Consider the following 25,493-nt stretch of genomic DNA (forward strand, 5'->3'; position numbering starts at 1 on the left):
CCTCGCTGGGCAGGCGGGGCGTCCGCCCCAGGTCCTAGGACAGGAACGCGGACGCCAGGTCGCGCGCGCCGTCCCGTACCCCGCGTACGGAGACGGCGCGCGTGGCCGGCAGGGTCGGCAGCAACTCGCTGACCAGGCAGGCGTTCTCGGGGCGTGACGCGTAGCGGCTGCGGGCCTTCGGGACCGGCACTACGAGACCGGCCGGGGCGTTCAGGGACTCCGCGATGACCGCGGCCCACTCGGCGCGGGTGATCCGGTCGGGGCCGCCCAGGTGCAGGACAGGGGGGAGCGGGTCCGTGCCGGTCAGGAGCGTGGCCACGGTGTCGGCCACGTCGTCCACGTGGACCGGCGTGGTCCAGTGGTCGTCGGGCGCCTCGACCGGCGCGCCGGCGGTCAGCCGGTGGGCGCAGGCGGCGAAGAAGTTGAGCCACTTGCCCGCGTCCACGGGCTCGTGGCCGTAGACGAGGCTGACCCGCAGGCAGACGGCCCGCTCGGCCCGGGCGAGCAGCAGCTGCTCGGCGCGGCGCTTGGCGCGTCCGTAGGCGTTGGCGGGCGAGACCGGGGTGCGCTCCGTGTTGTGCCACGCGTGACCGTCGAAGACGTTGTCCGTCGAGATCATGACGAGGCGCGAAGTGCCGGGCAACGCAGCGAAGTTGGTGGCCACCGCGGCGTGTGCGGCGGCCGCCTCCTCGGGGTGTGCCTCGCACCAGGTGACGTCGGAGGGGCCGTGCACCAGGACGATCCGCTCCGGCCGCAGCCGTGACACGAGACGGCCGCAGGCCGCGCCGTCCGTGGCGTCGAGCGCGGACCAGCGCGCCCCGTACTCCTCGGGGGGCCGGGCGGGACGCCCGCGCGAGACGAGGGTCACCGTGTCACCGGCCCGCGCGAGCCGCCGGGCGATGCCGGTGCCGACGAAGCCGCTGCCGACGACGAGGGTGCGGGCGCCGCCGGGGACCAGGGGCGCCGTCATCGGGCATCCTGCCCGCACGGACCGCCCGCGGCCGCGGTCCGGCTCGACAGGAGGCGGCCGACGCCGAGCAGCCCGTGGTCGTCGTCGGGGGCGCCGAGGGACACCAGATCGTCGACGCGGTCCGCCGGGAGGCCGAAGCAGCCCTGGCGCGCCAACTCCTCGACCAGCAACGCCCGGTAGCGCTCGCCGACCCCCAGCGCGAAGCCGCCCATCACGATGAAGCGGCGGACGCCGATCGAGGTGAAGACGGCCGTAACCGCCTGGGCGAGCGGCACGAGCGTGCCCCGGAGCACTTCCGTGGCGAACGGGTCGCCCTCCCCGACCGCCTTGGCGACGGCCGGATTCCCGATCGTGTCGGGATGGCCCCCGCAGAGCGCGGCGAGGCGCGACGCGGCGAAGCCCGCCGGGTCGGCGACCGCGGCGCGCCGGGCCGCCGCGAGCACACCGCGCCCGGAGGCGACGGCGCCGAGGTGGCCGCGGCCACCGCAGTCGCACAGCGGCGCGTCGGGCGCGGGATCGCAGACCCAGTGGCCGAGTTCACCGCCGTGACCCGCCGGGTCGACGAGCACGTCCCCGCCGAGGAAGACCTTGTTGCCGATGCCGGAGCTGACGGTGAGGAGACAGAACGGCTCGGTCTCCGTGGCTGCGTACCGCCAGGCCGCAGCCGTGAGGTCGTTGACGACGGTCACGGGCGCGCCGAGCCGCTCGCTCAACAGCGCGCCGAGAGGCAGCGGTGCACCGCGCCGCCCCCACACGGTCGGGGCGGCCACGACCAGCCCTTCCGCCGTGACCGGACCGGCGAAGGCGACGCCGACCGCGCGCGGCACCGCACCGGCCCCGTGCCGGTCGACCTCGCGCACGATCTGCTCCACCACTCGCTCCTGCAGCACGGGCACGCCGTCGTCCGGGTGGAGCGCCATGCCCTCGACCGGGACCCGGCGCACCCCCGAGAGCCGGCCAGTGGCGGGCGAGTAACTCCCCACCCGCAGCGTGGTTCCGCCCACGTCGAGCACGGTGAAGGGGCGGTCGGCCACGGTGAAGGGGCGGTCAGCCGCCGTCGTGGTCACGGAGTTCCTCCTCGAAGACCAGCAGATGCAGATCGGTGTCGGCGCTGTCGTTGCGCAGGCCGTGCTCACCGTGGGGCCGGTTGACGACGACGTCTCCCGCGCCCACCCGGAACTCCTTGCCGTCCAGGAACATCAGCCCGCTCCCGGCGAGCACGATGTACGTCTCGCGGTCCGCGCCGTGCCGGTGCCGTCCGATGGAGGTGCCGGGCGGCAGGACCGCCAGATCGATGAACTCGGCGCCGGGGCCGCCCGCTTCGCGGGCGAAGACGCGGTGCGCGAGGATGGTGCCGATGCCGCCGTGGTCGTGCTCCTTGGCGGTCAGCAGATCGCGTACGTTGCGGGTGCGGGCCTCAGCCATCGCGCCGCACCTCCCGCGTCGCCCGCGTCGCCCGTGCCGCGAGGGCGTCCAGGGCGGCCCGCAGTGTGCCCGCCGGGACGTCCTCAAGCTCGTCGACGAAGGTCGCCTTGCCGAGGGCCGTCGGCACGACCAGGTGCAGCTTGCGGCCCCGGCGCTGCCAGGACGCGCGCAGGGCCTGTGTCATCAGTTCGGGCGTGCAGGTCTCCGGGTCGTACACCGGTAGCCCGATCCGTTCGAGCAGGGCCACGATGCGCTCGCAGGTCTCCGCGTCGGTGAGCCCGAGCAGCCGCGCGAGGTGCGCGGAGAGCGCCATGTCGACGGCCACCGCCTCGCCGTGGGCAAGCCGGTGGCCGCCCGCCGTCTCGATCACCGGGCTGAAGGTGTGGCCGAAGTCGACGAGACGGGCGAGCTCGTGCTCGCGCAGGTTCGGGCACAGCTCCTCCATCATGAGCCGCATGGAGGTACGGATGATGTACGTCTCCACATCGCCGCCATCCGCCCCGGTGCCGCCCGGCCCCGTCTCGTCCACCCGCGCGCCGGGCCGGGTGCGCAGGAAGGCGTCCGGATGGCGCTCCAGGGTCCGGAACAGCTCGCCGTCGAGGATCACCGCCATCTTCACGATCTCGGCGAGGCCGCAGCGGATCTCGCGCGCGGGCAGCGTGTCGAGGAGCGCGGGGTCGTTCAGGGAGGCGTGGGCGGGGTGGTAGGCGCCGAACATGTTCTTGGTGTGCAGGGCGTTGACGCCGGTCTTGACCCCGACGCCGACGTCCACCTGGCCCACCAGGCTGGTGTTGACCTTGATGTAGCGGATGCCGCGGGCGTACATGGACGCGGCGAAGCCGACGATGTCCGCGACGATGCCGCCGCCCACCGCGAGCATCACGCCGTGCCGGTCGAGGCCCGCCGCCTTGGCCGTCGCGCAGACCTCCTCGACCGACGTGAGCGACTTGTTCCGCTCTCCGGTGGCGATGGTGTGCACGCTCCAACTGCCGGGCTCCAGACGGGCTTCGAGGTATCCGCGCAGCCGCTCGCCGTGGAGCCGGTCCACCGTGGGGCCGATGAAGGCCACCACGCGGCGGCCCGCGACGTACTCCGCGAGCAGCGGATTGTCCGGGGAGAAGACCCCGCCTGTGACGTCGACGCGGTAGCCGGTGCCGTCCGGTGCGAGCAGGTCGAAGCCCCCGGGGTCCTCGCGGACCCCCTCGGCCTCAGCAAGAACCTGGCCTGCCATGTCTCTCCTCGGGTTCGTTCGCGTTCGCGTTCTCTGTGGTGTCGTCCGGTGCGCGGGCGGTGTCGTGGGGGTCGTGCGGGCCTTCCCTCTCCAGGTCCGCGAAGACGTCCGCCAGGGTCCGCAGGAGCGCGGTCCGGGGCAGCTCTTCCAGCGGGACCGGGCGCCCCCGCGCGTCCGCCACCGGCAGCCGCCAGTTGGGGTGCACCCTCGCGGTGCCCGGCAGGTTCTGCGGGCGGCGGTCACCCGTCGCGTCCGGCAGCCACACGCCGAGCATCCGGGCCGGTGTGAGCCGCAGGAACCGGTGCAGGGCGGCGACCTCGCCGTCCGGGTCGGGCAGCAGCCCGAGCCGGGTCAGCTCGGCGAGCCAGCCGTCGCGCTCGGCGGCGGCCGCGGCCTTCTCTTCCGCCTCCGGCCTGGTCAGCAGCCCGAGCCGAGCCCGGAGCTCCACGTGCTCGCCGGAGAGCCAGGCCGCCGTCGTGGGCAGGTCGTGGGTGGTGAGCGTGGCCAGACAGTCCGCGCGCCACTGGCCGGGCGGCAGCGGTCCGTGCCGGCCCGTGGAGCCGCCCAGGTACTCGAAGCGCTGCACGGAGGTGCCGAGCATGCCGCGCGCGGCGAGCTCCTCGCGCATGCCGTCCTCGACGGTGCCGAGATCCTCGCCGATCACGCCCGCACCCGCGCGGTACGCCTCCAGGGCGAGTACGCCGAGCATGGCGTCCCGGTCGTACCCGACGTACGTGCCCTCCGTCGGCGGGCGCCCCTCGGGCACCCACCACAGCCGGGAAAGCCCCATCACGTGGTCGACCCGCAGGGCGCCGGCGTGCCGCAGGCCCGCGCGCAGCAGCTCGGCGAAGGGCCGGTAGCCCTCGGCGGCCAGGGCGTCAGGACGCCAGGGCGGCTGGCCCCAGTCCTGGCCGCGCGGGTTGAAGTCGTCCGGCGGCGCGCCCACGCTCATGCCGGCGGCGAGGCAGTGTTGCAGGGCCCACGCGTCGGCGCCCTCCGGTGCGACGCCGACCGCCAGGTCGTGGACGAGCCCCACCGGCATGCCCGCGCCGACCGCCGCCGCCTGGGCGGCCGCCAGCTGCTCGTCGGTGATCCACGCGAGCCACCGGTGGTGGTCGACGGCCTCGGCGAGCTCCTCCCTGGCCCGCGCCACGGCCGGGGAGCGGGGGTCGCGCAGCTCGGCGGGCCAGGAACGCCAGGCGCCGCCATGCACATCGGCGAGCGCGCACCACGTGGCGTGATCGGTGAGCCCCTGCCCCTCGCGCTCGGTGTACGCGGCGAAGGCGGCGGCGCGCCCCGGCGACAACGGGACGTCGCGCACGGCACGCAGCGCCCGGCGCTTGAGATCGCGCACGGCCTCCCGGTCGATGAGCGAACTCCCGCTGAGCACCCCGTCGTTGAGCTGCCGGGCCCGCTCGACGAGCCGCTCGACGGCGGGGCGCGCCGAGGCGTCGAGATACGCGTACTCGGGCACCGCCTCCACGCGGACGTGCATCGGGTCGGCGAACCGGCGCGAACTCGGCCGGTACGGGGAGGGGTCGGGCAGCGCCCCCGGCTCCACGGCGTGCAACGGCCCGAGCTGGGCGAAGCCCGCGCCCAGCTCCCGCCCCGACCAGGAGGCGAGCTCCGCCAGATCACCGAGGTCGCCCATGCCCCAGGACCGGCGCGACAGCACGGAGTAGAGCTGCACGAGGAACCCCCACGTGCGGCGCGCCGGAGCGGGCAGGCGCTCGGGCACGGCGAGCAGGGGCGCGCAGGCCTGACGGCCGTCGGGCGTGCGGACGTGGAGGGTGTGGTGGCCGGGCGGGAGGCCGGGGGAGAGGGGGACGGTGCCGCCGTGCTCCAACTGGACGGTGGCGTGGGTGTGTTCGGGGAGGCGGAGTGGTGGAGTGGTGTCAGTCCCACCCGGGCCCTGCGGTCCGCCGCGACGGCCGGCCCGCCTATCCGAGGCGCCCCGCCCGCCGGATCCGTCTCCTACCGGCACCCGCACCAGCACACACGGCGGCAGCAGCCGCGCCGCCCGCTCGCTCCGGTGGGCCTCCAGCGCTGCCCGCGCCGCCCGCTCCGTGCCCGCGTCCACGCCGCACGCCGCGAGCACGGCGACGAGCGTGTCCGGGGTGACGTCGACGCGGTGGCCACGGTCGGTGGTGTAGGCGGTGGCCACTCCGTGCGCGCGGGCGAGGTCGGACAGGGCGTCCGTCATGACAGGGCCTGCGCTCGGGCTGCGGCGGCGGACGGGGCGAAGAGGCGTTCCAGGACTGCGGCGACGCCGTCCTCGTCGTTGCTCGGCGCGATCTCGTCGGCCATCGCGCGCAGCTCCGCGTGCGCGTTGGCGACGGCCACCCCGTGGCCGGCCCAGGCGAGGAGGGGAACGTCGTTGGGCATGTCGCCGAACGCGACCGTGTCCGCACCGGTGAACCCCAGGAGTCGCGCCGCCCGCGCGACCCCCGTGCCCTTGGTGATGCCGGGCGGCAGGACCTCCACCATGCCCTTCACGGAGTGGACGACGGTCACCTCGTCGCCGCACAACCCGCGGGCGACGGCGGCCAGTTGGTCCTCCGGCACCTCGGGGTGGTGCAGGACGAGCTTGTCGATGGGGCCGGCCCACAGCCGCTCCCGGTCGGCCGTCACGTCCCACCCGTGCCGGACCCGCTCCCCGAACCGCGGAGTCACTTTGAAGCGGCTCTCGGGCGGCGCGGTGACGACCCCGAGCTCCACCGTGCCGAGCACGTCCTCGACCCGTGCGACCACCGACCGGGCCAGCTCCAGGTCCAGCTGCGCGGAGTCGAGGAGCCGGTCCGCACCCGCGTCGTACAACTGGGCGCCCTGCCCGCACACCGCGAGGCCCCGGTACCCGAGCTCCGTGAGGAACTGCCGGCAGGCGGCGGCGGGCCGCCCGGTGACCACCAGATGGTGCGCGCCCGCACCGGCGACCAGCGCGAGAGCCCGCCGCGTGCGGTCCGACACGGACAGGTCACCGCGCAGCAGCGTGCCGTCGAGATCGGTGGCGACGACCCGGTACGGCACCGAAACAGGGACCTCGACGACACGTGCCGTGGCTTCCGCCGTGGCCTCATCCACCGGCCCCGCCGCCACCCCGTCGACCGGCATCGCGTCCCACGCGATGCGCCCCGAGCGCAAGGTCACCATGGCGACCAGTTCGTGCCCGACCGGCGGCGCGGTCAGGGTTCCGTGGAAGGTGCCGCGCTCCCCGCGCTCCAGGGCCAGGAAACCGGCGCCGCTTCCGGTCGGCACCGCCTCGTCGGAGGTGGCGGCCTCTGCGGGGGACTCCAGGGCGCCGACGGTCCGCGCCGTGCCCGGTGACTCCACCACCACCTCCACGCGCTCCGCCCCGGCGTGGACGTACTCAACCCGCCACCCGGCACCGTCACCGGCGGGGGCCGGAGTGAGGCGGCAGCGGGAAGTCAGCCGTGCCGTCCAGTCGGCGCGGCCGGCGAGAGACGCGAGTTCCGCGCAGCGCGCGAAGTCCGCCCGGACCCAGGCCGCTTCGAAAAGGCGCTCATGGGCGGGGCCGTCCAGCGGGGCGCAGCGGGCGTACGCCGTCGCGTCGCCCCGTTCGGCCGCCGCGCGCGCGATCTCCTCGCGGAACCGCGCGAAGTCCGCGTCGTCCAGCGCGTCGAACCATCCGTACGAGATGGCCTCCTCGGCGGGGAAGGCGAGCCGTTCGCCGCGCAGCACCGTGGCGAACGCCGCGAGTCGCAGCTCCGCGCTCCGCGACCAGGTGAACCGGCGGGCCAGGCCGCGGGAGTTGGCCGAGAGGCGGGCATACGTGGCCGGGGCGTCCCGGAAGAGCGCCGCGGCCTCCCGTATGCGTCCGGCCAGTTCACGCGCGAGCAGCGGGTCGTCGTCACGGAACGAGCCGCGCACGGAGAAGCCGGTCGCCTCCGGGTCGGTCAGCGGCCGGGCGTGCCCGAAGTGGCCGGTGACCCGCTGGGCGGTGGCGATGGGTACCGCCCCGCAGGCCATCGCCTCGGCCTGGGCGATGAGGAAGCCGTCCAGCTCGTACTTGGACGGGTAGACGCAGAAGTCGGCGCAGGCGGCCTGCTCGAAGAGGGTGTCCTCGTCGGCGAGCCGCCAGTCCAGGTACACCTGACCGGGGTGCCGGTCGGCGACACTCTGGAAGTACGCGTTCGCGGCCGTCGGCGCCGGCTCACCGCCGCCGCCCGTCGAGCAGCGGACGACGAAGCTGATCTCCGGGTCGTCGGCGAGGACCTCCTCCATCGCGCGCACCAGCTCCAGCTGGCCCTTGTGGTGCACCGCGTAGCGCGCGGCGTGGAAGAAGACGGGGCGGGCGGGGTCGAGGCCGAGGCCCTTCAGGACCGCGGCACGGTCCACCGCCGCCGGATCCCGCTCCAGCCAGCTGTCCGCGACACCGCAGCCGCCCATCAGGAGCTTGTGCGGGTGCGCGCGGAGCTCGCGGGCCACCGGCAGCGTGGCGAAGAGCGCCTCGAAGGGGGTGCCCTCGAAGGTGCTGCAGTAGGCGCGCTGTCCGGGTGAGACGAAGTCGACGAGGTCCGCGTGGGCGGCCACCAGCGGAAAGACGCCGACGTGATCGGGCCGGCTCTCCTGGTGCATCCGCGTGCCCGCGAGGGCCCGCGCCATCGTCGCGACGGCACTGTCCTCCGGGGGCGGCGGACCGTCGAGCGCGTCGAGGTCCACGTCCGCCGCGCCGAAGAGCGCCAGCAGCCGCTCCACCTGCGGCCGGTGGACCTGCTGTCCGACCGGTGCGTTGGCCGCGACCGTGCTCACGGTCCGGCGCAGCGGGTCGGCGGCGAGCACCGGTGGCAGGAGGTAGTGGTAGTACGGCTCGAAGCCGTGGACGACCGCGGGCCCGCCGCCGAGCACGTCCGACTCCAGGAAGCGCAGCCCGTCCACCTGGAACACCAGCGGCTTGAAGTACGCCAGGTCCCCGCCCTCCATGCCCGGCGGCGGATACAGCCGGTCGGGCAGCAGGTCCAGGTACGCGTCGGACAGGAAGTAGACGTCCACGCCGTCGAGGCGCAGCCGGTACGCGCGCGTGGTCAGCTCGACGGCGGTCTCGGCGGGGTGGTCCGGCCACACCTTGGGGTCGAGGACGAGCGGCACCACGTGGTCCGCGCGATAGTCGAGCTCCTCGATCGGGAACGTCTTGCGGAGCCGGTCGAGGTGCCCGTGGGCCGGGGTGATCACCGAGACGCGGTGGCCGCGTGCGGCGTACTCCCGGGACAGGTTCCAGACCAGGGGCGAGAGCCCGCCCCGCATCAGCCGGTTGTCGAAACCGCCGCACTCGAACGAGAAGTTGATGATGTGCACGTGAGGGGTGCCCTTCACTCGGCGGCCGGGGCGGCCCAGGCGTTCGCTCTCGCTCCGCCGTCCGTCCTCGCGCGCGCACATGCGGCGCGCAGCCCCGGCAGGTCGATGAACTCGGTGTGGGTGCCCGCGCTCCCGCAGGCGAACGCCCCCGACACGGACCCGGCGAGCACGCACTCCTCCACCGGCTTTCCTTCGAAGAGGGCGTACAGGAAGGCGGTGACGAAGGCGTCCCCCGCGCCGTTGCTGTCGACCACGGGCCGCTCCGGCCGCACCGCGGGAAAGTGCCGCACCGCCGCGTCGCCGCGCACCAGGACGTGGCAGCCGTCCGCGCCGTCCGTGGCGACGACGAGGCGCGCCCTGCCCTCGTCGAGGATCGAGTGCAGCACCTCGTCGACGCGGCCGTGGATCGCGGCGGCGCTGAGGAAGACCTGGTCGGAGGCGAGCGCGTACCCGCGGTGGTGCGGGTTGTGCCCGTCCCAGTCGTGCAGGTCCGTCGAACACGTCAGGCCGAGTCTGCGGATGTCGTCGTACATGTCGCGGTTGATGCCGGTGATGGAGAGGTGGACGTGCCGGGCGCGCTCCAGGTACGGCAGGTAGAAGTCGCGGGGCAGCCGCAGGCCGGCGGGGTGGCGGCCGTCGTAGAAGGAGAACCGGCGGCCCTGCGGATCGACCAGGTTGACGCCACGCGGGGTGCCGTGCGGCGAGACCACATGGCTGAAGTCCAGGCCGCGCGCGGCGTACGCGTCGAGGACGGAGCGTCCCTGCGCGTCGTCCCCGAGGAAGTCGATGAACTTGGTGGCGAGCCCGAGGGCGTGCCAGCCGAGCGCGACCCCGTTGCCGGTGTGCGCCACGTAGTCGTACACGGGCGGCACGAACACCGAGTCCCCGGGCGGCAGCCGGAGTTCCTCGACGCGCACGATGGTGTCCACTCCGGCACCGCCGACCACCAGGACGTCGTACTGCGGCTCGCTCATGCGCGTACTCCTTCTGTCTCCGTCAGAGCCCGGTCCTGCGGCACGGGCGGCGTCACCTGCTGGATCCGCCCGTCCTCCATGAACACCGCCCCGTCGATGTCGGCGCCCGCGGGGATCCGGGCGCCGGGCAGCACCACACTGCGCCGCACCCGCGCGCCCGCGCCGATCCGCACGCCGGGAAAGAGAACGCTCTCCGCCACCCGGCCGTCATTGACGAGGTCCGACGCCACGACCGACGAGCGCACCCCGAAGTCGTCCGCCACCCAGGCGCGCCGCACGCCGGGGGCGAGGGTCCACGGCATCCGGTCCACGGGCAGCCCGGTCGTGGGGGAGGCGGCGAGGGCCAGATGCGCGCGGTGGTAGCGCTCGACGGTGCCGATGTCCTCCCAGTGCCCCGCCACCTCGTGGCCGCGGATGTGCTCACCGGCCGCGAGCATCGCCGGAATCACGTCCCTGCTGATGTCGTGCTGCCAGTCGGTGCCGTCCAGCTGCTCCAGGTACCGGCGCAGGATCTTCGCGTCGAAGACGCAGAACGCCGCGAACACCAGGTCGCTGGTGGGCACTTCGGGCTTCTCGACGAACGCGGTGAGCCTGCCCCGCGGATCGAACTCGACCATCCCGAAGAGGTGCACCCAGCGCGGCTCGATGCGCTGGTACGCGAGGGTCAGCGCCGCCCCCGACGCCCGGTGGGCGGCGATCAGCGGCCGGTAGTCGAAGCGGTAGACGTGATCGGCGTGCAGGATGAGGACGTGCTCGGCGTCGTGCCGGCCACCCCTGTCGCCCTCGAAGACGTACCCGCCCTTACGGATCAGCGCGTCGGCCGTACCCCGCTCCAAAGGCCAGGTGCGCGGAGGCAGTTCGTCCGGCGGGTGCGTCCCGGCCGCCGTGTACGCACGGTCGTACGGACCGAAGTGCACCCGGAACTCCGGCCCCTGGTTCCACACCCGGTGCAGGTCGTCCATCAGCTGCCGCTCCTCGTACTGGGAGAGCAGCAGCACCTCGCCGAGGCCGGAGGCACGGGCGTTGGCGAGGCTGAAGTCGATGAGGCGGCAGGCCCCGCCGTACGGCACCAGCGGCTTGAGCCGCCCCGCGCCGAGCGGACCCATGCGCCTGCCCTCGCCGCCCGCGAGCAGCACCGTGCGGACCGTGTCCGCGACGCTCCGGTCAGCCATGACGCACCTCGTCCCAGGTGACGCGCCCGGAGGACAGCGTCAGGAGCAGCCGGGCGCCCGGCCGGTCGGGTGCCGGTCCCGTGAACTCGCCCGGTGCGATGCGCTCCAGAAGCTGTACGCGGGGGAGGGCGCGGCCCTGCCCACCGGTGCTGGAGGCGTCGGCGGTGTCGGACGGGTCGGCGGGGACGGAGGGAGTGACCAGCTCGACGCGTTCCGCGTGCGGGAGCCGGTAGCGGATCCGCCCGTCGGCGACGACGGCGAGGCGACCGCGCAGCCGGTCCACGTCCTCCCGTCGCACGGCACCGCTCGGCGCCCGCTCCAGGACCCGCTCGCAGGCGGCGAAGTCGGCGCGCCGCCAGGCGGTGTCGAAGATGCGGAGCGCGGCGTCGGCGTCCAGGGGCGCGTGGCGCTCGTAGACCTCCACGGCGCCGTGCGCGACGGCCGCCTCCCGCACCGCCTCGGCCGGCGCTCCCCGCACGGCGTCGAACCAGCCGTGCCGCAGGGCGAGTTCGTCGGGCACCTCGGCGGGTTCGCCCCTCCACAGCCGGCCGAAGGCGGCCAGGTGCAGGTCCGCGCAGCGCTCCCAGGTGAAGCCGCGCGCGACGGCGGACGCCCGCGCCGACAGCTCCCGGTAGCGGGCGGGGTCGTCGGACCACAGCGCAACCGCGTCCCGGATGCGGTCGGCGAGCGCGTCCGTGAGCAGCGGGTCGTCCTCGGCGAACGACCGGTTCACGGCGAAGCCGGTGCCCGTCTCGGGCCCCTCGGCGTGCCGGAAGTGGGCCATGCCCTCCTGGGCCGTGGCGATGGGTGCGGCCCCGCACGCCATCGCCTCGCCCTGGGCGATCAGGAAGGTGTCCATCTCAAACTTGGAGGGGAAGAGGCAGAAGTCCGAGCTCGCCGCGTACGCGAACACCCGGCGCTCGTCGACCCGCTCCCACTCCAGGTGCAGCCGGCCCGCGTGCCGCCGTGCCACCTCGTGGAAGAAGGGGTCGTCGATGCCCTCACCGGCGATGCAGCGCAGCACGAAGTTGGCGGCCAGTCCCTCGCTCAGGACCCGGTCCACCGCCCGCACCAGCTCCACCTGGCCCTTGTGGTGGACCGCGTAGCGCGCGTTGTGGAAGAAGGTGGGCAGGGCCGGGTCGAGGCCGAGGCCGCCGAGGACGGCCGCGCGGTCGACGCCGGCCGGGTCCATCGCGAGCCACTCGTCGGAGATCGCGCAGCCGCCCACGAACATCTTGTGGGCGTTGCGCCGCACGACGTCGGCCATCGGGAGCCGCTCGAAGAGCTCGGCGAACGGGGTGTCGCGGAACGAGGCGTAGAAGTCCAGCTGCCCGGGGGAGAGGAAGTCGATCAGATCGGCGTGCTCGGCGGTGAGTTCGTAGAGGGCGACGTGGTCGGGCGGGTAGGTGTAGTGGAGGTGGGTGAGCTGCTGGTACTGCACGATGGCCGCGGGGGCCGCGTGCTCGTCCCGCTCCGCCGGCGCCGGCAAGACGGCCTTGGCGTCGAGGAGTTCGAGGAGCCGCCGCACCTCGGGCCCGTACACCTTCTTAGTGATGGGCATGTTGCTCTGCACGGTGCTGACGACCAGTTTCGTCGGGTCGTCGCGGAGCGCCGCGGGCAGCAGGTAGTGGTAGTACGGCTCGTGCGCGTGCACCACGGCCCGCTCCTCGCCGAACCAGCGGCGCAGGAACCGCACGCTGTCGGCCTGGAAGACGAGCGGCTTGAAGAAGACCAGGTCCCGGCCCTTGGCGGAGTACGGCGGATAGAAGGTGACGGGCAGTCGGTCGAGGTAGTCGTTGGAGAGGAAGTACAGGTCGACGCCTTCGAGCCGGATGCGGTGCGCGGTCGTGCGCAGCCCGAGCGCCGTCTCGGCGGGAAAGCCCTGCCACACCCGCGGGTCCAGGACGAGCGGGAGCGTGTACGTGTCCTCGTACGGCAGGTCCTCCACGTCGTAGCGCGAGCGCAGGTCGTCGAGCCTGCCGTGCGCGGGCGTGACGATGGAGACGCGGTGGCCGCGCGCGGCGAAGGCCCGGGAGAGGTTCCACAGGTACACCGAGGTGCCGCCCTGCAAGAAGGTGTGGTCGAAGCCGCAGCACTCGAAGTAGGTCTCGATGATGTGCATACGGGGGGTGTGCGGGGTCGTCACGGCCTCACGTCCTCGTGGTTGGGGCTGCCCAGGCGCAGCGCGTGGCGCAGGTCGATCGCGGCGTGGTAGGGGCGCGCATGCGCGTGGTTGTAGGCGAGTTCGTGGAGCAGCCTGCGCAGGTAGAGCAGCCGCCGCAGCGGATCGTCGGCGGCGGGCCCGAGGAGCAGCTCCTGCACGCGGTCCCGCCAGCTGTCCGCCACCGCGAACACCTGGCGCAGGGTGCCTTGCCGGTCCTCGGGAAGGTCCGCCGCGCCGTCCAGCGCACCGAACATGGCCTCCAGCGAGTCGACGCCAAGGCGCCCAGCCACTTCGAACGCCGCCTCGTCCGCCGCGAAGTACTCCAGGCCCCGCCGCAGGGCGACCACGTCCTCCAGCGGTGACTGCGCGGCCCAGCCCGGCGCGGTCGGGGCCGTGCTCGGCGTCGACAGGTCGATCAGGGCGAGCGGGCGCCACAGCAGATGCGACAGGTGCAGGTCGCCGTGGCAGGGGCCGCCCGTCCAGGCCGCGCCCGGCCGGGTCGTCGCCCGCCGCAGTGCCGCGACTTCGCCGTCCAGGGCACGGAACGCGTCCCGCACGGCCCGGGCGGGCAGCGCCGGGTCGGCGGTGGTGCGGCCGTGCAGCTCGGCGAGCCGGTCCTCGGCCCGCGCCAGTTGTTCGCCCACCGGATAGGCGGGTTGCGGTGTGCCGTCGCCGAGCCGTTCCGCCAGATCCGCGTGGAAGCCGCGCAGAAAACGCCCCGCCTCCCGCAACGGCCGCTCCAGCGGCCGGAGATGGTGGCGCGCCGCCTCGTCCGGCGTACCCTTCTCCAGGAGCCGGGGCAGCGCGGGCCACAGCGCCCTGATGTTCTGCCGCAGCGGTACGTCGATGCCCTCGCCCGGCGCGTAGCGGTAGACGACGCCCAGCGGATGGCGGGTCCCGGACGCGGGGTCGGTGTACGCGTAGTCGCCCGCCCACTCCGGTGTGCGCCCGGTGCCGTTCATCAGCCGCAGCAGGTCGGGCTCCCGCACGCTCTCGTCGAGGCAGCGGTACGTCTTGTGGATGTGCGCGACGCCGCCGACCTCCATCAGCGACAGGGCGTTGGACGACCAGCCCTGCTCGAAGGAGAGCCGCCGCACCTCGCGCGAGGCCCCGGGCCCGCCGGCCGCGCTCCGGAACTCCACCGTGCCGCCGCGCGCCGTGTGCAGCAGACCGCCGGACAGTGTCCTGAGCACCGCGGTCCGGTGGAACTCCTCGCTCGCGTGGGCCTCCTGGAGGCCGCCGTGGACGGCCACCGGCACGAAGAACCGCCGGCCCGCCGCGGGCCCGCCGACCGCCGCCACGACGAGCAGCAGCGCGGCGGAGCCGAGCACGGCGTGGTCGACCCGCTCGTACCGGTCGGCCTTCCGCCCGCCCTCGGACATCCAGGGTGCCGTGCGCAGCAGCGCCTCCAGCTCCTCGTCCCGGATCAATGACCTCAACTCCCCGTCATCTCGTACGCGTTGACGCCGCGCCGCCACACGGCCAGGGCGAGCAGCAGCGACAGGGCCGTCACCACGGGCTGCCACCCGAGCAGCCCCGTCCCGCCGGACAGCAGATAGACGCACGGGACGTACGAGGTGAAGGCGAACGGCAGCACCCACGTCAGCAGCGCCCGCAGCGACGAGTGGTAGATGTCGATTGGGTACGCGGCGAACTCCGACACCTGGCTCGCCGCGTACATCGCGGGCAGGCTCGTCACCGTCCAGAACGACAGGGACGCGAAGAACAGCTTCACCGCCGTGTGGATCAGCGCCCCGCAGAGCACGAGCAGCGGCGCGAGCGCCCACTGGACCGCCGTGAGCTCCAGGTCGAGCGAGGCACCCGCGTACGTCACGAGGACCGCGCCCACCACCAGCTCACCGACCGCGTCGGGGTGGAAGAAACGCTCCGAGAGCAGCGAGAAGAGCGGGTTCACCGGGCGGATCAGATAGCGGTAGAACTCGCCGCGCTGCACCAGCTTGCGGCCCAGCTCCCACAGCTGGTCGGTGAAGAGGTGGTCGAGGCCGCGCGGCAGCAGGGAGAAGCCGAGCAGGAACAGCACCTCGTGGTACGACCAGCCGCCCACCGCCGGCACCTGCCGGAAGACCAGGCCCACCACCGCCGTCTGGATGCCGACCCGCACCAGGAACGCCCCGGCGCCGAGCGCGAAGTCGAGGCGGTAGGCGGCCAGCCGGTGCAGGCCGACCCCGCCGAGGAACCAGGAGAGCCGGACGTACCACAGGGCCGTGCCGAGGCGTGTGCGCGTCATCCGCCGAGCACCTCCAGACGGCCGAGCGCGGCCCGCCACAGCACGGCGCACAGGACGGTGAGGCCGACGACCCAGCCCGCCTGCTGGGCGAGCACGGAGACGGCCCCGCCCACCCCCTCGTACCGTCCGAGGAGGAGCGTGAGCGGACCGTCGACCATGCCCCTGAACGGCAGCGCGTGCGCGACGGCGGCGAGCGGCCCCGGCATCAGCGCGATCGGCACCAGCTGCCCGGCGAAGAAGGCGACGACGCTCTGCTTCACCATCCGCACCCCCCACGTGTTCGTGGTGAGGAAGCCGGTCATGCCGGTCAGCAGGTTCACGCAGAACGCGATGAGCACCGACAGGGCGGTCGACACGGCGAACAGCAGGGCGTCGCCGGGCCGGGGCGCGGCCAGCGGCACCAGGAAGGAGAAGAGCACCAGCACCGGCACGCCGACCAGGACGGCGTTGGCCGCGACCACCGGCAGACACGCGAAGAGCCGCACCAGCGGATAGCTGACCGGCCGCACCAGCATCACCGCGACGTCCCCGCGGTAGACCTCGGCGGCCACCTCGTCGTCGACCCGGTTGGCGTGCAGGACCTGAAGGACCTGTGCCACCAGCAGATACGTGGTGATGCTCGCCGGCGTGAAGCCGCCGGGGCCCACGCCGTCCGGGGAGCCCGCGTACACCGCGCGCCACAGGAAGACGGTCACCGCGGCGCCCGCGGCGGCGGTGACGCCCGTGACGACGAACATCGAGCGGTACTGGAGCAGCGACTGGAGGCCGCCGGTGGCGAAGGGGACGTAGCGCCGCAGGCCGGTGTTCATGGGCGGCCACCGTCGGCGCCGACCGGCGAGGGCCGCGGCGCCCGGCCGTAGATCTGCCGCAGCACCTCCTCCAGGTCCGGCTCCGGCGCGTAGCAGTCGGTGAGGTCGAAGTGGTCCAGGAGGAAGGCGAGCACCTGCCGGGAGGTGAAGAGGTCCGCCGGATAGTCGACCCGGATCCGGCCGCCGTCGCCGACGGCCGCCCGCACGCCGGGCAGGCCCCGCTCGATCCGGTCGAGGGCGTCGCGCGGCGGGAGGCCGCCCCGGTGGTCGAAGGCGACCGAGCGCCGGTCGGCCGTGCGCAGCAGGTCCTGGATGGTGCCCTGGTGGACGACCCGGCCGTGGTCGACGACCAGGGCGCTGTCGCAGATCGCGGCGATGTCGGCGATGTCGTGGCTGGTGAGCACCACGGTGGTGCCGAGCTCCCGGTGCGCGCGGTTGACGAGGTCCCGCACGGCCTCCTTGAGGACCATGTCGAGGCCGATGGTCGGCTCGTCCCAGAAGACGACCGCCGGGTCGTGCAGCAGGCTCGCCGCGATCTCGGCGCGCATCCGCTGGCCGAGGCTCAGCTGCCGTACGGGTGTGGTGCCGAGGGCGTCGATGTCGAGCAGGTCGCGGTAGAGCGCGAGGTTGCGGTGGTAGACCGGGTCCGGGATGTCGTAGACGCGGCGCAGGATGCGGAAGGAGTCCGGCACCGACAGGTCCCACCACAGCTGGCTGCGCTGGCCGAAGACGACGCCGATGGAGCGGGCGTTCTGCCGCCGCTCGCGGTAGGGCTCGACGCCGGCGACCAGGCAGCGCCCCGAGGTCGGCGTCATGATGCCGGTGAGCATCTTGATGGTGGTGGACTTTCCCGCTCCATTGGCGCCGATGTACGCGGTCTTCGACCCGGCGGGGATCTCGAAGGAGACGCCGTCCACGGCATGCACGGTGCGGTACTCGCGGGTCAGGAGGGTGGCGAGGCTGCCGAGCAGGCCCGGCCTGCGCTCGGCGACACGGAACTCCTTGGTGAGGTTCTCCGCGACGATCACGTCACCACCTGCTCGCGGGCCCGCTCGACGGCCAGCTCCAACAGCGCCACGCCTTCGTCGAGTTGTGCTTCGTCGAGCGTGAACGGCGGGGCGAGCCGGATGATGTGGCCGCCGAGAGCCGTGCGCAGGCCGAGGTCGAGGGCGGCGTTGTGGACGGCGCGGGCCAGATCCGGCGCGGGGGTGCGGCTCTCCCGGTCGGTGACGAACTCAAGGCCGTACAGGAGCCCGACACCGCGCACGTCACCGAGCTGGTCGAACCGGGCACGCAGGGCCGCGAGCCGGTCACTGAGCAACTCGCCCAGCGCGGCAGCGCGTTCGGCCAGGCCGTCGCGCTCGATGACGCGGAGCGTAGCGTGGGCCGCGGCGATGCCGAGCGGGTTGCTCGCGTAGGTGGACGCGTACGAACCTGCCGTGGCGGCCTCGGGGGAGCGCAGCAGCTCCGGGCGCCCGGCGAGCACCGCGAAGGGGAAGCCGTTCGCCATGCCTTTGGAGAGCACCACCAGATCCGGTTCGATGCCGAGGAGTTCGCAGGCCAGGAAGGCGCCCGTGCGACCGCCGCCGGTCAGCACCTCGTCGGCGACGAGCAGCACGCCGTTCGCCCGGCAGGCCTCGGCGATCCGCTCCCAGTAGCCGGGCGGCGGCACGACGACGCCCGCCGCGCCCTGCACCGGTTCGAAGACCAGCGCGGCGACGTTCGGCTTCTCGGCGATGTGCTTGCGCACCAGCGAGGCGCACCGCAGCTCACAGCTCGGATACGTCAGCTCCAGCGGGCAGCGGTAGCAGTCGGGCGCGTAGCCGAGGACGCTGTTCCCGGCGAAGGCCTGGTGGCCGATGTCCCAGTGGACGAGCATCCGGGCGCCCATCGTCTTGCCGTGGAAGCCGTGGCGCAGCGCGCCGATCCGGTTGCGCCCGGCGGGGGCGGTCGCCTGCACCACGCGCAGGGCCGCCTCGACGGCCTCGGCGCCGGTGGAGAAGAACGCGAACGTCGACAGGTGGTCGGGCAGGAGCCGCGCGAGCAGGTCGAGGAGGTCGGCCCGCTCGGGTGTGGCGGCGTCGTGCACGTTCCACAGCCGCCCGGCCTGTGCGGTGAGGGCCTCGACGACCTCCGGGTGGCAGTGGCCGAGCGACTGCGTGAGGGTGCCGGCCGCGAAGTCCAGGTACTGGTTGCCGTCGAGGTCGGTCAGGAGCGCGCCCGCCCCCTCGGCGAAGACGCGCTGCCCGGCGGCGGTCTCCTCCGACGCGCCGGGCGCGAGGTGCCGGGCCTCCCGGTCGAGCCGGGCGCGCTGCCGGTGACCTGTCACTGCTGCCCCCAGTCGGTGTGTGTGGTGCCGCTGAACTGCCCGGTTCGGCACCGAAGTTGAGCGGCGGGACCGGCGATGCGCACCGAGTCAAACAAAGCCGTCACGCCCTTGGCAAGAGATTGCTGAAACTTTCAGCTGGCTCTTGCGGTGGTGTGCCGCGCTCTGCTTGAGTCGAGGCCTCGCAAGCGAGGAGGGACCCGTGAGAACGCATCCCCAGGCCGCCCCACCCCGCGGACGGCTTCCTTGAAGGCCCTGATCCTGGCCGGCGGAACGGGCAGCAGGCTGCGCCCCTTCACCGACACCGGCGCCAAGCAGCTGCTGCCCATCGCCAACAAGCCCGTGCTCTTCTACGGCCTGGAGGCCATCGCCGCGGCGGGCATCCGGGAGGCCGGGATCGTCGTGGGCCGGCACGGCGGCGACGTCCGCGCCGCCGTCGGCGACGGCGGCGCCTTCGGCCTGCGCGTCAGCTACCTCCACCAGGAGCGGCCGCTCGGCCTCGCCCACGCGGTGCTGATCGCACGGGAGTTCCTCGGCGACGACGACTTCCTGCTCTACCTCGGCGACAACTACCTCCAGGACGACCTCACCGGCTTCACCCAGCGCGCGGCAGCCCAGCCCGGCGCCGCCCGCCTCCTCCTCACCCGCGTCCCCGACCCGTCGGCCTTCGGCGTCGCCGAACTCGACGCGGCCGGCGACGTGGTGAGCCTCGCGGAGAAGCCCGACCGGCCGCGCAGCGACCTCGCACTCATCGGCGTCTACGCCTTCGGCCCGGACATCCACGAAGCGGTCCGGGCGATAAGACCCTCCGTGCGCGGCGAGCTGGAGATCACCGACGCCGTGCAGTGGCTGCTCGACCGGGGCCTGCGGGTGCGGGCGGAGACCACCACCCGGCCCTGGCGCGACACCGGCAGCGTCGACGACCTCCTGGAGGTCAACCGCCAGGTGCTCGACGGCATCGAGGGCCGCCTCGACGGCAAGGTCGACCCGGAGAGCACCGTCCTCGGCCGGGTCCGGCTCGCCGAGGGCGCCGTCGTGCGCGGCTCACGCGTCGTCGGCCCGGCCGTCATCGGCGCGGGCACCGTCATCAGCAACTCCAGCATCGGCCCGTACACCGCCATCGGCGAGGACTGCCGGATCGAGGACAGCGCCATCGCCCACTCCGTGCTGCTGCGCGGCGCGGACGTGGAGGGCGCGTCCCGCATCGAGTCCTCGCTCATCGGCCGCGGCGCGGTCGTGGCCCCGGCCCCCCGGCTGCCCCAGGCCCACCGACTCGTCATCGGCGACCACAGCAAGGTGCACTTGACCTCATGAACCACTCCGCCCCCACGGGCCGCCGCGGCCGGCGCATCCTCGTCACCGGCGGCGCCGGTTTCATCGGTTCCGCGTACGTCCGGACGCTCCTCGGCCCCACCGGGCCGCCCGGCGTCGAGGTGACCGTCCTGGACAGCCTCACCTACGCGGGCAGCCTCCACCGCCTCGACGAGGTCCGCGCCCACCCCGGCCTCACCTTCGTGCGCGGCGACGTCTGCGACGCCCGCCTGGTCGGCGAGCTGGCCGCACACCACGGCCAGGTGGTGCACTTCGCGGCGGAGTCGCACGTGGACCGCTCGATCGTGGACGGCTCGGCCTTCACCCGCACCAACGTCCTCGGCACCCAGACCCTGCTCGACGCCGCCCTCCGCCACGGCGTCACCACCTTCGTCCACGTCTCCACCGACGAGGTGTACGGCTCGATCCCGCGCGGCGCGGCCACCGAGGAGGACCCGCTGCGGCCCAACTCCCCGTACGCGGCGTCGAAGGCCGCCGCCGACCTCATCGCCCTGGCCCAGCACCGCACCCACGGCCTGGACGTGCGCGTCACCCGCTGCTCTAACAACTTCGGCACGCACCAGCACCCGGAGAAAGTCATCCCGCGCTTCCTGACCTCCCTGCTGAACGGCGGCAGCGTCCCGGTGTACGGCGACGGGCTGCAAGTGCGGGACTGGCTGCACCTGACGGACCACGTCCGCGGCCTCGAACTGGTCCGCACGCGAGGACGGGCGGGAGAGATCTACAACATCGGCGGCGGCACCTCCCTCACCAACCTGGAGCTGACCGGGAAGCTGCTCGCGCTCTGCGGCGCCGACGCCACGCGCATCACCCATGTCGCCGACCGCAAGGGGCACGACCGCAGGTACGCCGTCGACCACACGAAGATCAGCACCGAGCTGGGCTACCGGCCGGTCACCGACTTCGACGCGGCGCTCGCCGAGACGGCCCGCTGGTACGACCGCCACCGCTCGTGGTGGCAGCCGCTCATCGCGGCGTGAGCCGCCCCGACCCCGTGGAGCCCCGCACCACCAGCTCCGGCATGAAGACGAACTCCCCGTGCGGCGCGGGCGTGCCGCCGATCTCCTCCAGCAGGGCGCGGACCGCCGCCTGGCCCATCGCCTGCACCGGCTGTCGGATCGTGGTCAGCGGCGGATCGGTGAACGCTATGAGCGGGGAGTCGTCGAAGCCGACCACCGAGATGTCCCGGGGCACGCTCAGGCCCAGGTCGCGGGCGGCCCGGACGGCGCCGAGCGCCATCATGTCGCTGGCGCACACGACGGCCGTGCAGCCGCGGTTGATGAGGGTGGTGGCCGCGGCCTGCCCGCCCTCCAGGGTGTAGAGGGAGTGCTGGATCAGCTCGGCCGACTCGTCGGGGTCCAGGCCGAGGCGTTCGAGCAGGCCCAGCTGGAACCCCTCGATCTTGCGCACCACCGGGACGAACCGCTTGGGGCCGACCGCGAGACCGATCCGCGTGTGGCCGAGCGACGTCAGATGCGTGACGGCCAGCCGGACGGCGGCGCGGTCGTCCGTGGAGACGAAGGGGGCCTTCACGTCCGGCGAGAAGCCGTTGACGAGGACGAAGGGGACGTCCTGGGCGCGCAACGTCTCGTAACGCCCCATGTCGGCGGTGGTGTCGGCGTGCAGCCCCGAGACGAAGATGATGCCGCTGACGCCGCGGTCCACCAGCATCTCGGTGAGCTCGTCCTCCGTGGAGCCGCCGGGCGTCTGCGTCGCGAGCACCGGCGTGTAGCCCTGCCGGGTCAGGGCCTGCGCGATGACCTGGGCGAACGCGGGGAAGATCGGGTTGTCCAGCTCGGGAGTGATGAGGCCGATGAGGCCCGCGCTGCGCCGGCGCAGCCGCACCGGACGCTCGTACCCGAGGACGTCGAGGGCGGCGAGCACCGCCTCGCGGGTGGCCACGGCCACTCCGGGCTTGCCGTTGAGGACGCGGCTCACGGTGGCTTCGCTGACCCCCGCGTGGGCTGCGATGTCGACAAGCCGTGCGGTCATGGCACTGGACTGTACCTGTCGCCGACGGGATTGCACACCGCCCGTGAAAGCTTGCGGAAAGAGCTGTCCTGCAAGAACCTTGCAGGCGTATTCAGCGCGCCCGGCACGCTGTCAAGCGCAGCACCGGCAACGGTAAGGACACACAGACGTAACGATCACCGGTCCTTGCAGAAATTTGCCGCAAGCTCTTTCGGGCGCATTCCAACGCTGTTACGTTCCTGGCAACCCGGCGCCGCGTCGAGAGCGGCCAGCAGGAGGCACCTCTTCGTCTCCCCGTGATTCCGGGATCAGTTGAAGGAGTTCACATGCGGCGTGGCATAGCGGCCACCGGGCTGATTGCTGCCCTGGCCATGACAGCGGCAGCCTGCGGGGGCGACGACGAGGGCAGCGGCGGCAAGAAGGGTTCCGGCGAGCTCTCCGGCACCGTGACCTTCTGGGACACCTCGAACGACGCCGAGAAGGGCGCGTACGAGAAGATCGCCAAGGGGTTCGAGAAGCTGCACCCCGACGTCGAGGTCGACTATGTGAACGTGCCGTTCGGCGAGGCCAACGCCAAGTTCAAGAACGCCGCCGGCGGCAACTCCGGCGCCCCGGACGTCATGCGCACCGAGGTCGCCTGGACCCAGGACTTCGCCTCCCTCGGCTACCTCGCCCCGCTCGACGACACCGTCGCCCTCGACAAGGCCGACGACTACCTCCCGCAGGCCGCCGCGAGCACGAAGTTCAAGGGCAAGACGTACGCCGCGCCGCAGACCATCGACACCCTCGCGCTCTTCTACAACAAGAAGATGCTCAAGGCCGCCGGCGTCGACGTGCCCAAGTCCTTCGACGACGTGAAGACCGCCGCGAAGAAGATCAAGTCCAAGTCCGGCAAGACCGGCCTCTACCTCCGCGGCGACGACCCGTACTACTACCTCCCGTACCTCTACGGAGAGGGCGGCGACCTCCTGGACACCAAGAACAAGAAGGTCACCGTCGACGACCCCGAGGGCGCCAAGGCCTTCTCGGTGATGAAGGACCTCGTCGACTCCAAGGCGGCGGTCACCGACGCGAGCGACGGCTACAACAACCAGCTCAACGCCTTCAAGGACGGCGACGTCGCGATGGCGCTCGACGGCCCCTGGTCCATCGAAGGCGCCTTGCAGGGCAAGGAGTTCAAGGGCGACAAGGGCAACCTCGGCGTCGCCCCGGCCCCGGCGGGCAGCGCGCGCCAGGGCGCCCCGCAGGGCGGCTGGAACCTCGCCGCGTACGCCGGGTCCGAGAACCTCGACGCGTCGTACGAGTTCATCAAGTACATGAGCTCCGCCAAGGTGCAGCAGCAGACCACCGAGGAGCTCAGCCTGCTGCCGACCCGCACCTCCGTCTACGACGTGAAGTCCGTCAAGGACAACCAGATGGTGCAGTTCTTCAAGCCCGCCGTGGAGAAGTCCGTGCAGCGGCCGTGGATCCCGGAGGCCAACGCGCTCTTCGAGCCGATCCGGCTGCAGCTGGGCAAGGTGCTCAGCGGCAAGACCTCGCCCGAGAACGGCGCCAAGGGCATCGGTGACGCCTACCGCAAGCTCCTCAAGGACTACAAGTAACTCCTCAAGGACGACGAGTAAGAGGGAGGGCTGACCGACCCATGGCTGTCGAGACGGGCCGGTCGGTGGTGAAGGCCGCGGATGCGCAGCGCATCCGCGGCCGCGGCCACCGCCCCGCCAAGAATTCAGGACGGCTGCGCAGGGCGTTCGCCACCTACTGGTACGCGTGGGCCATGGTCGCCCCCGTGGTCATCGTGATCGGCGTGATCGTCGGCTATCCGCTGGTGCGGGGCGTGTACCTGTCGACGACCAACGCCAACGAGGCGAACGTCGAGCGGCACATCGGCGTCAACGACATCCCCGCCACCTACGAGTCCGTCGGCCTCGACAACTACCAGGCGATCCTGTCCGACGGCGTCTTCTGGGACCGGCTCACCTGGACCGTCGTGTGGACCGTGTCCTGCGTCGCGCTGTCCTTCGTGCTCGGTCTCGCGCTCGCCACGATGCTCAACCGCAGGCTGGCGGGACGCTCCCTCTACCGGATGGCGCTCATCCTGCCGTGGGCGGTGCCGGCCTTCGTCTCCGTCTTCACCTGGCGGCTCCTCTTCAACGAGAAGAAGGGCCTGCTGAACAAGCTCCTCGCGGGCGGCGGCATCGACGCGGTCCCGTGGCTCAACGACCCGACCTGGGCCAAGCTCTCGGTGATCACCGTCAACGTCTGGCTCGGCGTGCCGTTCATGCTGGTGGCCATGCTCGGCGGCCTGCAGTCCATCCCGGGCGAGCTCTACGAGGCGGCCGAGATGGACGGCGCGGGCCCCTGGCAGCGCTTCCGGCACATCACCCTGCCGGGGCTGCGCTCCGTGGCCAGCACGGTGATCCTGATCAGCGGCATCTGGACCTTCAACATGTTCCCGGTGATCTTCCTGCTGACCAGGGGCGGCCCGGGAGACTCCACCGAGATCCTGGTGACGTACGCCTATCGGCTCTCGTTCGTCGTCAGCCCCCGCGACTTCGCGGGCTCCGCGGCCTGGGGCGTGCTCATCCTCGCCCTTCTGTCGATCATCGCGGTGGCCTACCGCCGCGCGCTCCGCAAGCAGGGAGAGGTGTGGTGACCACCGTGCCGACCGAACCGAAGGTGAAGCAGCGCAAGCCCAGGGGGCGCGACGAGCGCGGCCCGCTGGCGTCGGTCGCCCTGCACGCGACCCTGCTGCTGGCCAGCGCCATCGCGGTCCTGCCGCCGCTGTGGCTCCTGGTCACGTCGTTCAAGCCGGAGAGCGAGGCCTTCTCCACCGACCTGGTGAAGGACTTCACCCTCGGCAACTACGACCACGTCCTGAACGACACCGAGTTCCCGAACTGGATCCTCAACTCCCTCGTCGTGGTGGGCCTGACCACGGTGATCGGCGTCTTCATCGCGGCCACGACCGGTTACGCGGTGAGCCGCTTCAAGTTCCCCGGCATGCGGCCGCTGATGTGGATGCTCCTGATCACGCAGATGTTCCCGGTCGCGGTGCTCATCGTGCCGCTGTACAACCTGCTCGCGAGCCTCGGCCTGCTCAACCAGCCCGTCGGGCTCGTCGTCACCTATCTGACGATCGCCGTGCCGTTCTGCGCCTGGATGATGAAGGGCTACTTCGACACCATCCCGGTCGAGATCGACGAGGCCGGGCGGGTCGACGGGCTCAATCCGTTCGGCACGTTCTGGCGGCTCATCGTGCCGCTGGCCAAGCCGGGCCTCGCCGTCACCGGGTTCTACAGCTTCATCACCGGCTGGGCCGAGGTCGCCTACGCCTCCGCCTTCATGACCGGCGAGGAGAACCTCACGCTCGCCGGCGGCCTGCAGACCTTCGTCAACCAGTACACCAGCGACTGGGGTTCGCTGACGGCGTCCGCCGTGATCGTCGCGGTGCCCGCCGCGGTCATCTTCGGCTTCGCCCAGCGCCACCTGGTCTCCGGCCTGACGGCGGGCGCGACGAAGTCCTGAGGCGTCCCGCTCCACGACGTCCCGCCCCCACCC

At 72.8% G+C, this 25,493-nt stretch carries 20 protein-coding genes; 5 read left to right on the top strand and 15 right to left on the bottom strand.

What is annotated here, in order from left to right; genetic code table 11:
* Positions 1–34: 34 nt before the first annotated feature.
* Genes ACZ7LU_RS17555 through ACZ7LU_RS17620 form a run of 14 tightly spaced genes read right to left on the bottom strand, consistent with a single transcriptional unit; the run spans position 35 to position 18,635 of the window.
* Positions 35–970: a sugar nucleotide-binding protein gene (locus ACZ7LU_RS17555; protein WP_471917132.1), complete on the bottom strand. Its 936-nt coding sequence runs from the start codon at positions 968–970 to the stop codon at positions 35–37.
* The gene (locus ACZ7LU_RS17560; RefSeq protein ID WP_471917133.1) at positions 967–2,037 is read right to left on the bottom strand and encodes an ROK family protein; all 1,071 of its coding nucleotides are present in this window, start codon (positions 2,035–2,037) and stop codon (positions 967–969) included. Before ACZ7LU_RS17560 ends, ACZ7LU_RS17555 begins: the two co-directional genes overlap by 4 nt.
* Positions 2,018–2,395 (bottom strand): cupin domain-containing protein, encoded by a 378-nt coding sequence (locus ACZ7LU_RS17565; RefSeq protein ID WP_471917134.1) that lies wholly within the window; start codon positions 2,393–2,395, stop codon positions 2,018–2,020. The genes ACZ7LU_RS17560 and ACZ7LU_RS17565 overlap by 20 nt, the downstream gene beginning before the upstream one ends.
* Positions 2,388–3,626, bottom strand: a complete 1,239-nt coding sequence (locus ACZ7LU_RS17570; protein ID WP_471917135.1) for a sedoheptulose 7-phosphate cyclase — start codon at positions 3,624–3,626, stop codon at positions 2,388–2,390. The genes ACZ7LU_RS17565 and ACZ7LU_RS17570 overlap by 8 nt, the downstream gene beginning before the upstream one ends.
* Entirely contained in the window at positions 3,604–5,829 is a 2,226-nt protein-coding gene (malQ, locus tag ACZ7LU_RS17575; protein ID WP_471917136.1) for a 4-alpha-glucanotransferase, read from the bottom strand. Before malQ ends, ACZ7LU_RS17570 begins: the two co-directional genes overlap by 23 nt.
* Entirely contained in the window at positions 5,826–8,939 is a 3,114-nt protein-coding gene (locus tag ACZ7LU_RS17580; protein ID WP_471917137.1) for an HAD hydrolase family protein, read from the bottom strand. Before ACZ7LU_RS17580 ends, malQ begins: the two co-directional genes overlap by 4 nt.
* 14 nt (positions 8,940–8,953) lie before the next feature.
* Positions 8,954–9,913, bottom strand: coding sequence for a carbohydrate kinase family protein (locus tag ACZ7LU_RS17585; RefSeq protein ID WP_471917138.1), 960 nt, complete (start codon positions 9,911–9,913; stop codon positions 8,954–8,956).
* Positions 9,910–11,085, bottom strand: coding sequence for a sugar phosphate nucleotidyltransferase (locus ACZ7LU_RS17590; protein ID WP_471917139.1), 1,176 nt, complete (start codon positions 11,083–11,085; stop codon positions 9,910–9,912). The genes ACZ7LU_RS17585 and ACZ7LU_RS17590 overlap by 4 nt, the downstream gene beginning before the upstream one ends.
* Positions 11,078–13,231 carry a glycosyltransferase gene (locus tag ACZ7LU_RS17595; protein ID WP_471917140.1) on the bottom strand — a complete coding sequence of 718 codons (2,154 nt, stop codon included), beginning with the start codon at positions 13,229–13,231 and terminating at the stop codon, positions 11,078–11,080. Before ACZ7LU_RS17595 ends, ACZ7LU_RS17590 begins: the two co-directional genes overlap by 8 nt.
* On the bottom strand, positions 13,228–14,679 hold the full coding sequence (locus ACZ7LU_RS17600) for a hypothetical protein (protein WP_471917141.1): 1,452 nt from the start codon (positions 14,677–14,679) through the stop codon (positions 13,228–13,230). The genes ACZ7LU_RS17595 and ACZ7LU_RS17600 overlap by 4 nt, the downstream gene beginning before the upstream one ends.
* A 5-nt stretch (positions 14,680–14,684) precedes the next feature.
* Entirely contained in the window at positions 14,685–15,497 is an 813-nt protein-coding gene (locus ACZ7LU_RS17605) for an ABC transporter permease (RefSeq protein WP_471917142.1), read from the bottom strand.
* Positions 15,494–16,306: an ABC transporter permease gene (locus tag ACZ7LU_RS17610; RefSeq protein ID WP_471917143.1), complete on the bottom strand. Its 813-nt coding sequence runs from the start codon at positions 16,304–16,306 to the stop codon at positions 15,494–15,496. The genes ACZ7LU_RS17605 and ACZ7LU_RS17610 overlap by 4 nt, the downstream gene beginning before the upstream one ends.
* Positions 16,303–17,334, bottom strand: coding sequence for an ABC transporter ATP-binding protein (locus tag ACZ7LU_RS17615; RefSeq protein ID WP_471917144.1), 1,032 nt, complete (start codon positions 17,332–17,334; stop codon positions 16,303–16,305). The genes ACZ7LU_RS17610 and ACZ7LU_RS17615 overlap by 4 nt, the downstream gene beginning before the upstream one ends.
* Positions 17,331–18,635, bottom strand: a complete 1,305-nt coding sequence (locus ACZ7LU_RS17620) for an aspartate aminotransferase family protein (RefSeq protein ID WP_471917145.1) — start codon at positions 18,633–18,635, stop codon at positions 17,331–17,333. Before ACZ7LU_RS17620 ends, ACZ7LU_RS17615 begins: the two co-directional genes overlap by 4 nt.
* Before the next feature lie 243 nt (positions 18,636–18,878).
* Between ACZ7LU_RS17620 and ACZ7LU_RS17625 the strand changes: the two genes are divergently transcribed.
* Together ACZ7LU_RS17625 and rfbB are read left to right on the top strand one after the other, a co-directional pair.
* Positions 18,879–19,946 (top strand): glucose-1-phosphate thymidylyltransferase, encoded by a 1,068-nt coding sequence (locus ACZ7LU_RS17625; RefSeq protein ID WP_471917146.1) that lies wholly within the window; start codon positions 18,879–18,881, stop codon positions 19,944–19,946.
* Positions 19,943–20,944 carry a dTDP-glucose 4,6-dehydratase gene (gene rfbB / locus ACZ7LU_RS17630; protein WP_471917147.1) on the top strand — a complete coding sequence of 334 codons (1,002 nt, stop codon included), beginning with the start codon at positions 19,943–19,945 and terminating at the stop codon, positions 20,942–20,944. Before ACZ7LU_RS17625 ends, rfbB begins: the two co-directional genes overlap by 4 nt.
* Here the strand turns inward: rfbB and ACZ7LU_RS17635 are convergent.
* Positions 20,931–21,956 carry a LacI family DNA-binding transcriptional regulator gene (locus ACZ7LU_RS17635; RefSeq protein WP_398311823.1) on the bottom strand — a complete coding sequence of 342 codons (1,026 nt, stop codon included), beginning with the start codon at positions 21,954–21,956 and terminating at the stop codon, positions 20,931–20,933. The genes rfbB and ACZ7LU_RS17635 overlap by 14 nt on opposite strands.
* Positions 21,957–22,261: 305 nt before the next feature.
* On the opposite strand from ACZ7LU_RS17635, the gene ACZ7LU_RS17640 reads away from it, so the two are divergent.
* Genes ACZ7LU_RS17640 through ACZ7LU_RS17650 form a run of 3 tightly spaced genes read left to right on the top strand, consistent with a single transcriptional unit; the run spans position 22,262 to position 25,460 of the window.
* The gene (locus tag ACZ7LU_RS17640) at positions 22,262–23,536 is read left to right on the top strand and encodes an extracellular solute-binding protein (protein ID WP_468316628.1); all 1,275 of its coding nucleotides are present in this window, start codon (positions 22,262–22,264) and stop codon (positions 23,534–23,536) included.
* 41 nt (positions 23,537–23,577) lie between these two features.
* Positions 23,578–24,588, top strand: a complete 1,011-nt coding sequence (locus tag ACZ7LU_RS17645; protein WP_468316630.1) for a carbohydrate ABC transporter permease — start codon at positions 23,578–23,580, stop codon at positions 24,586–24,588.
* Complete coding sequence (locus ACZ7LU_RS17650; protein WP_398311814.1) at positions 24,585–25,460, top strand: sugar ABC transporter permease; 876 nt, start codon at positions 24,585–24,587, stop codon at positions 25,458–25,460. Before ACZ7LU_RS17645 ends, ACZ7LU_RS17650 begins: the two co-directional genes overlap by 4 nt.
* Positions 25,461–25,493 lie beyond the last annotated feature (33 nt).

This window comes from Streptomyces sp. NPDC039462 (assembly GCF_055639375.1).

Bases quoted from the DNA above. Each gene is read 5' to 3' on its own strand.
- ACZ7LU_RS17555 (WP_471917132.1), bottom strand. From the start codon at position 970: ATGACGGCGCCCCTGGTCCCCGGCGGCGCCCGCACCCTCGTCGTCGGC.
- ACZ7LU_RS17565 (WP_471917134.1), bottom strand. From the start codon at position 2,395: ATGGCTGAGGCCCGCACCCGCAACGTACGCGATCTGCTGACCGCCAAG.
- ACZ7LU_RS17570 (WP_471917135.1), bottom strand. From the start codon at position 3,626: ATGGCAGGCCAGGTTCTTGCTGAGGCCGAGGGGGTCCGCGAGGACCCC.
- malQ (WP_471917136.1), bottom strand. From the start codon at position 5,829: ATGACGGACGCCCTGTCCGACCTCGCCCGCGCGCACGGAGTGGCCACC.
- ACZ7LU_RS17585 (WP_471917138.1), bottom strand. From the start codon at position 9,913: ATGAGCGAGCCGCAGTACGACGTCCTGGTGGTCGGCGGTGCCGGAGTG.
- ACZ7LU_RS17590 (WP_471917139.1), bottom strand. From the start codon at position 11,085: ATGGCTGACCGGAGCGTCGCGGACACGGTCCGCACGGTGCTGCTCGCG.
- ACZ7LU_RS17605 (WP_471917142.1), bottom strand. From the start codon at position 15,497: ATGACGCGCACACGCCTCGGCACGGCCCTGTGGTACGTCCGGCTCTCC.
- ACZ7LU_RS17610 (WP_471917143.1), bottom strand. From the start codon at position 16,306: ATGAACACCGGCCTGCGGCGCTACGTCCCCTTCGCCACCGGCGGCCTC.
- rfbB (WP_471917147.1), top strand. From the start codon at position 19,943: ATGAACCACTCCGCCCCCACGGGCCGCCGCGGCCGGCGCATCCTCGTC.
- ACZ7LU_RS17635 (WP_398311823.1), bottom strand. From the start codon at position 21,956: ATGACCGCACGGCTTGTCGACATCGCAGCCCACGCGGGGGTCAGCGAA.
- ACZ7LU_RS17640 (WP_468316628.1), top strand. From the start codon at position 22,262: ATGCGGCGTGGCATAGCGGCCACCGGGCTGATTGCTGCCCTGGCCATG.
- ACZ7LU_RS17645 (WP_468316630.1), top strand. From the start codon at position 23,578: ATGGCTGTCGAGACGGGCCGGTCGGTGGTGAAGGCCGCGGATGCGCAG.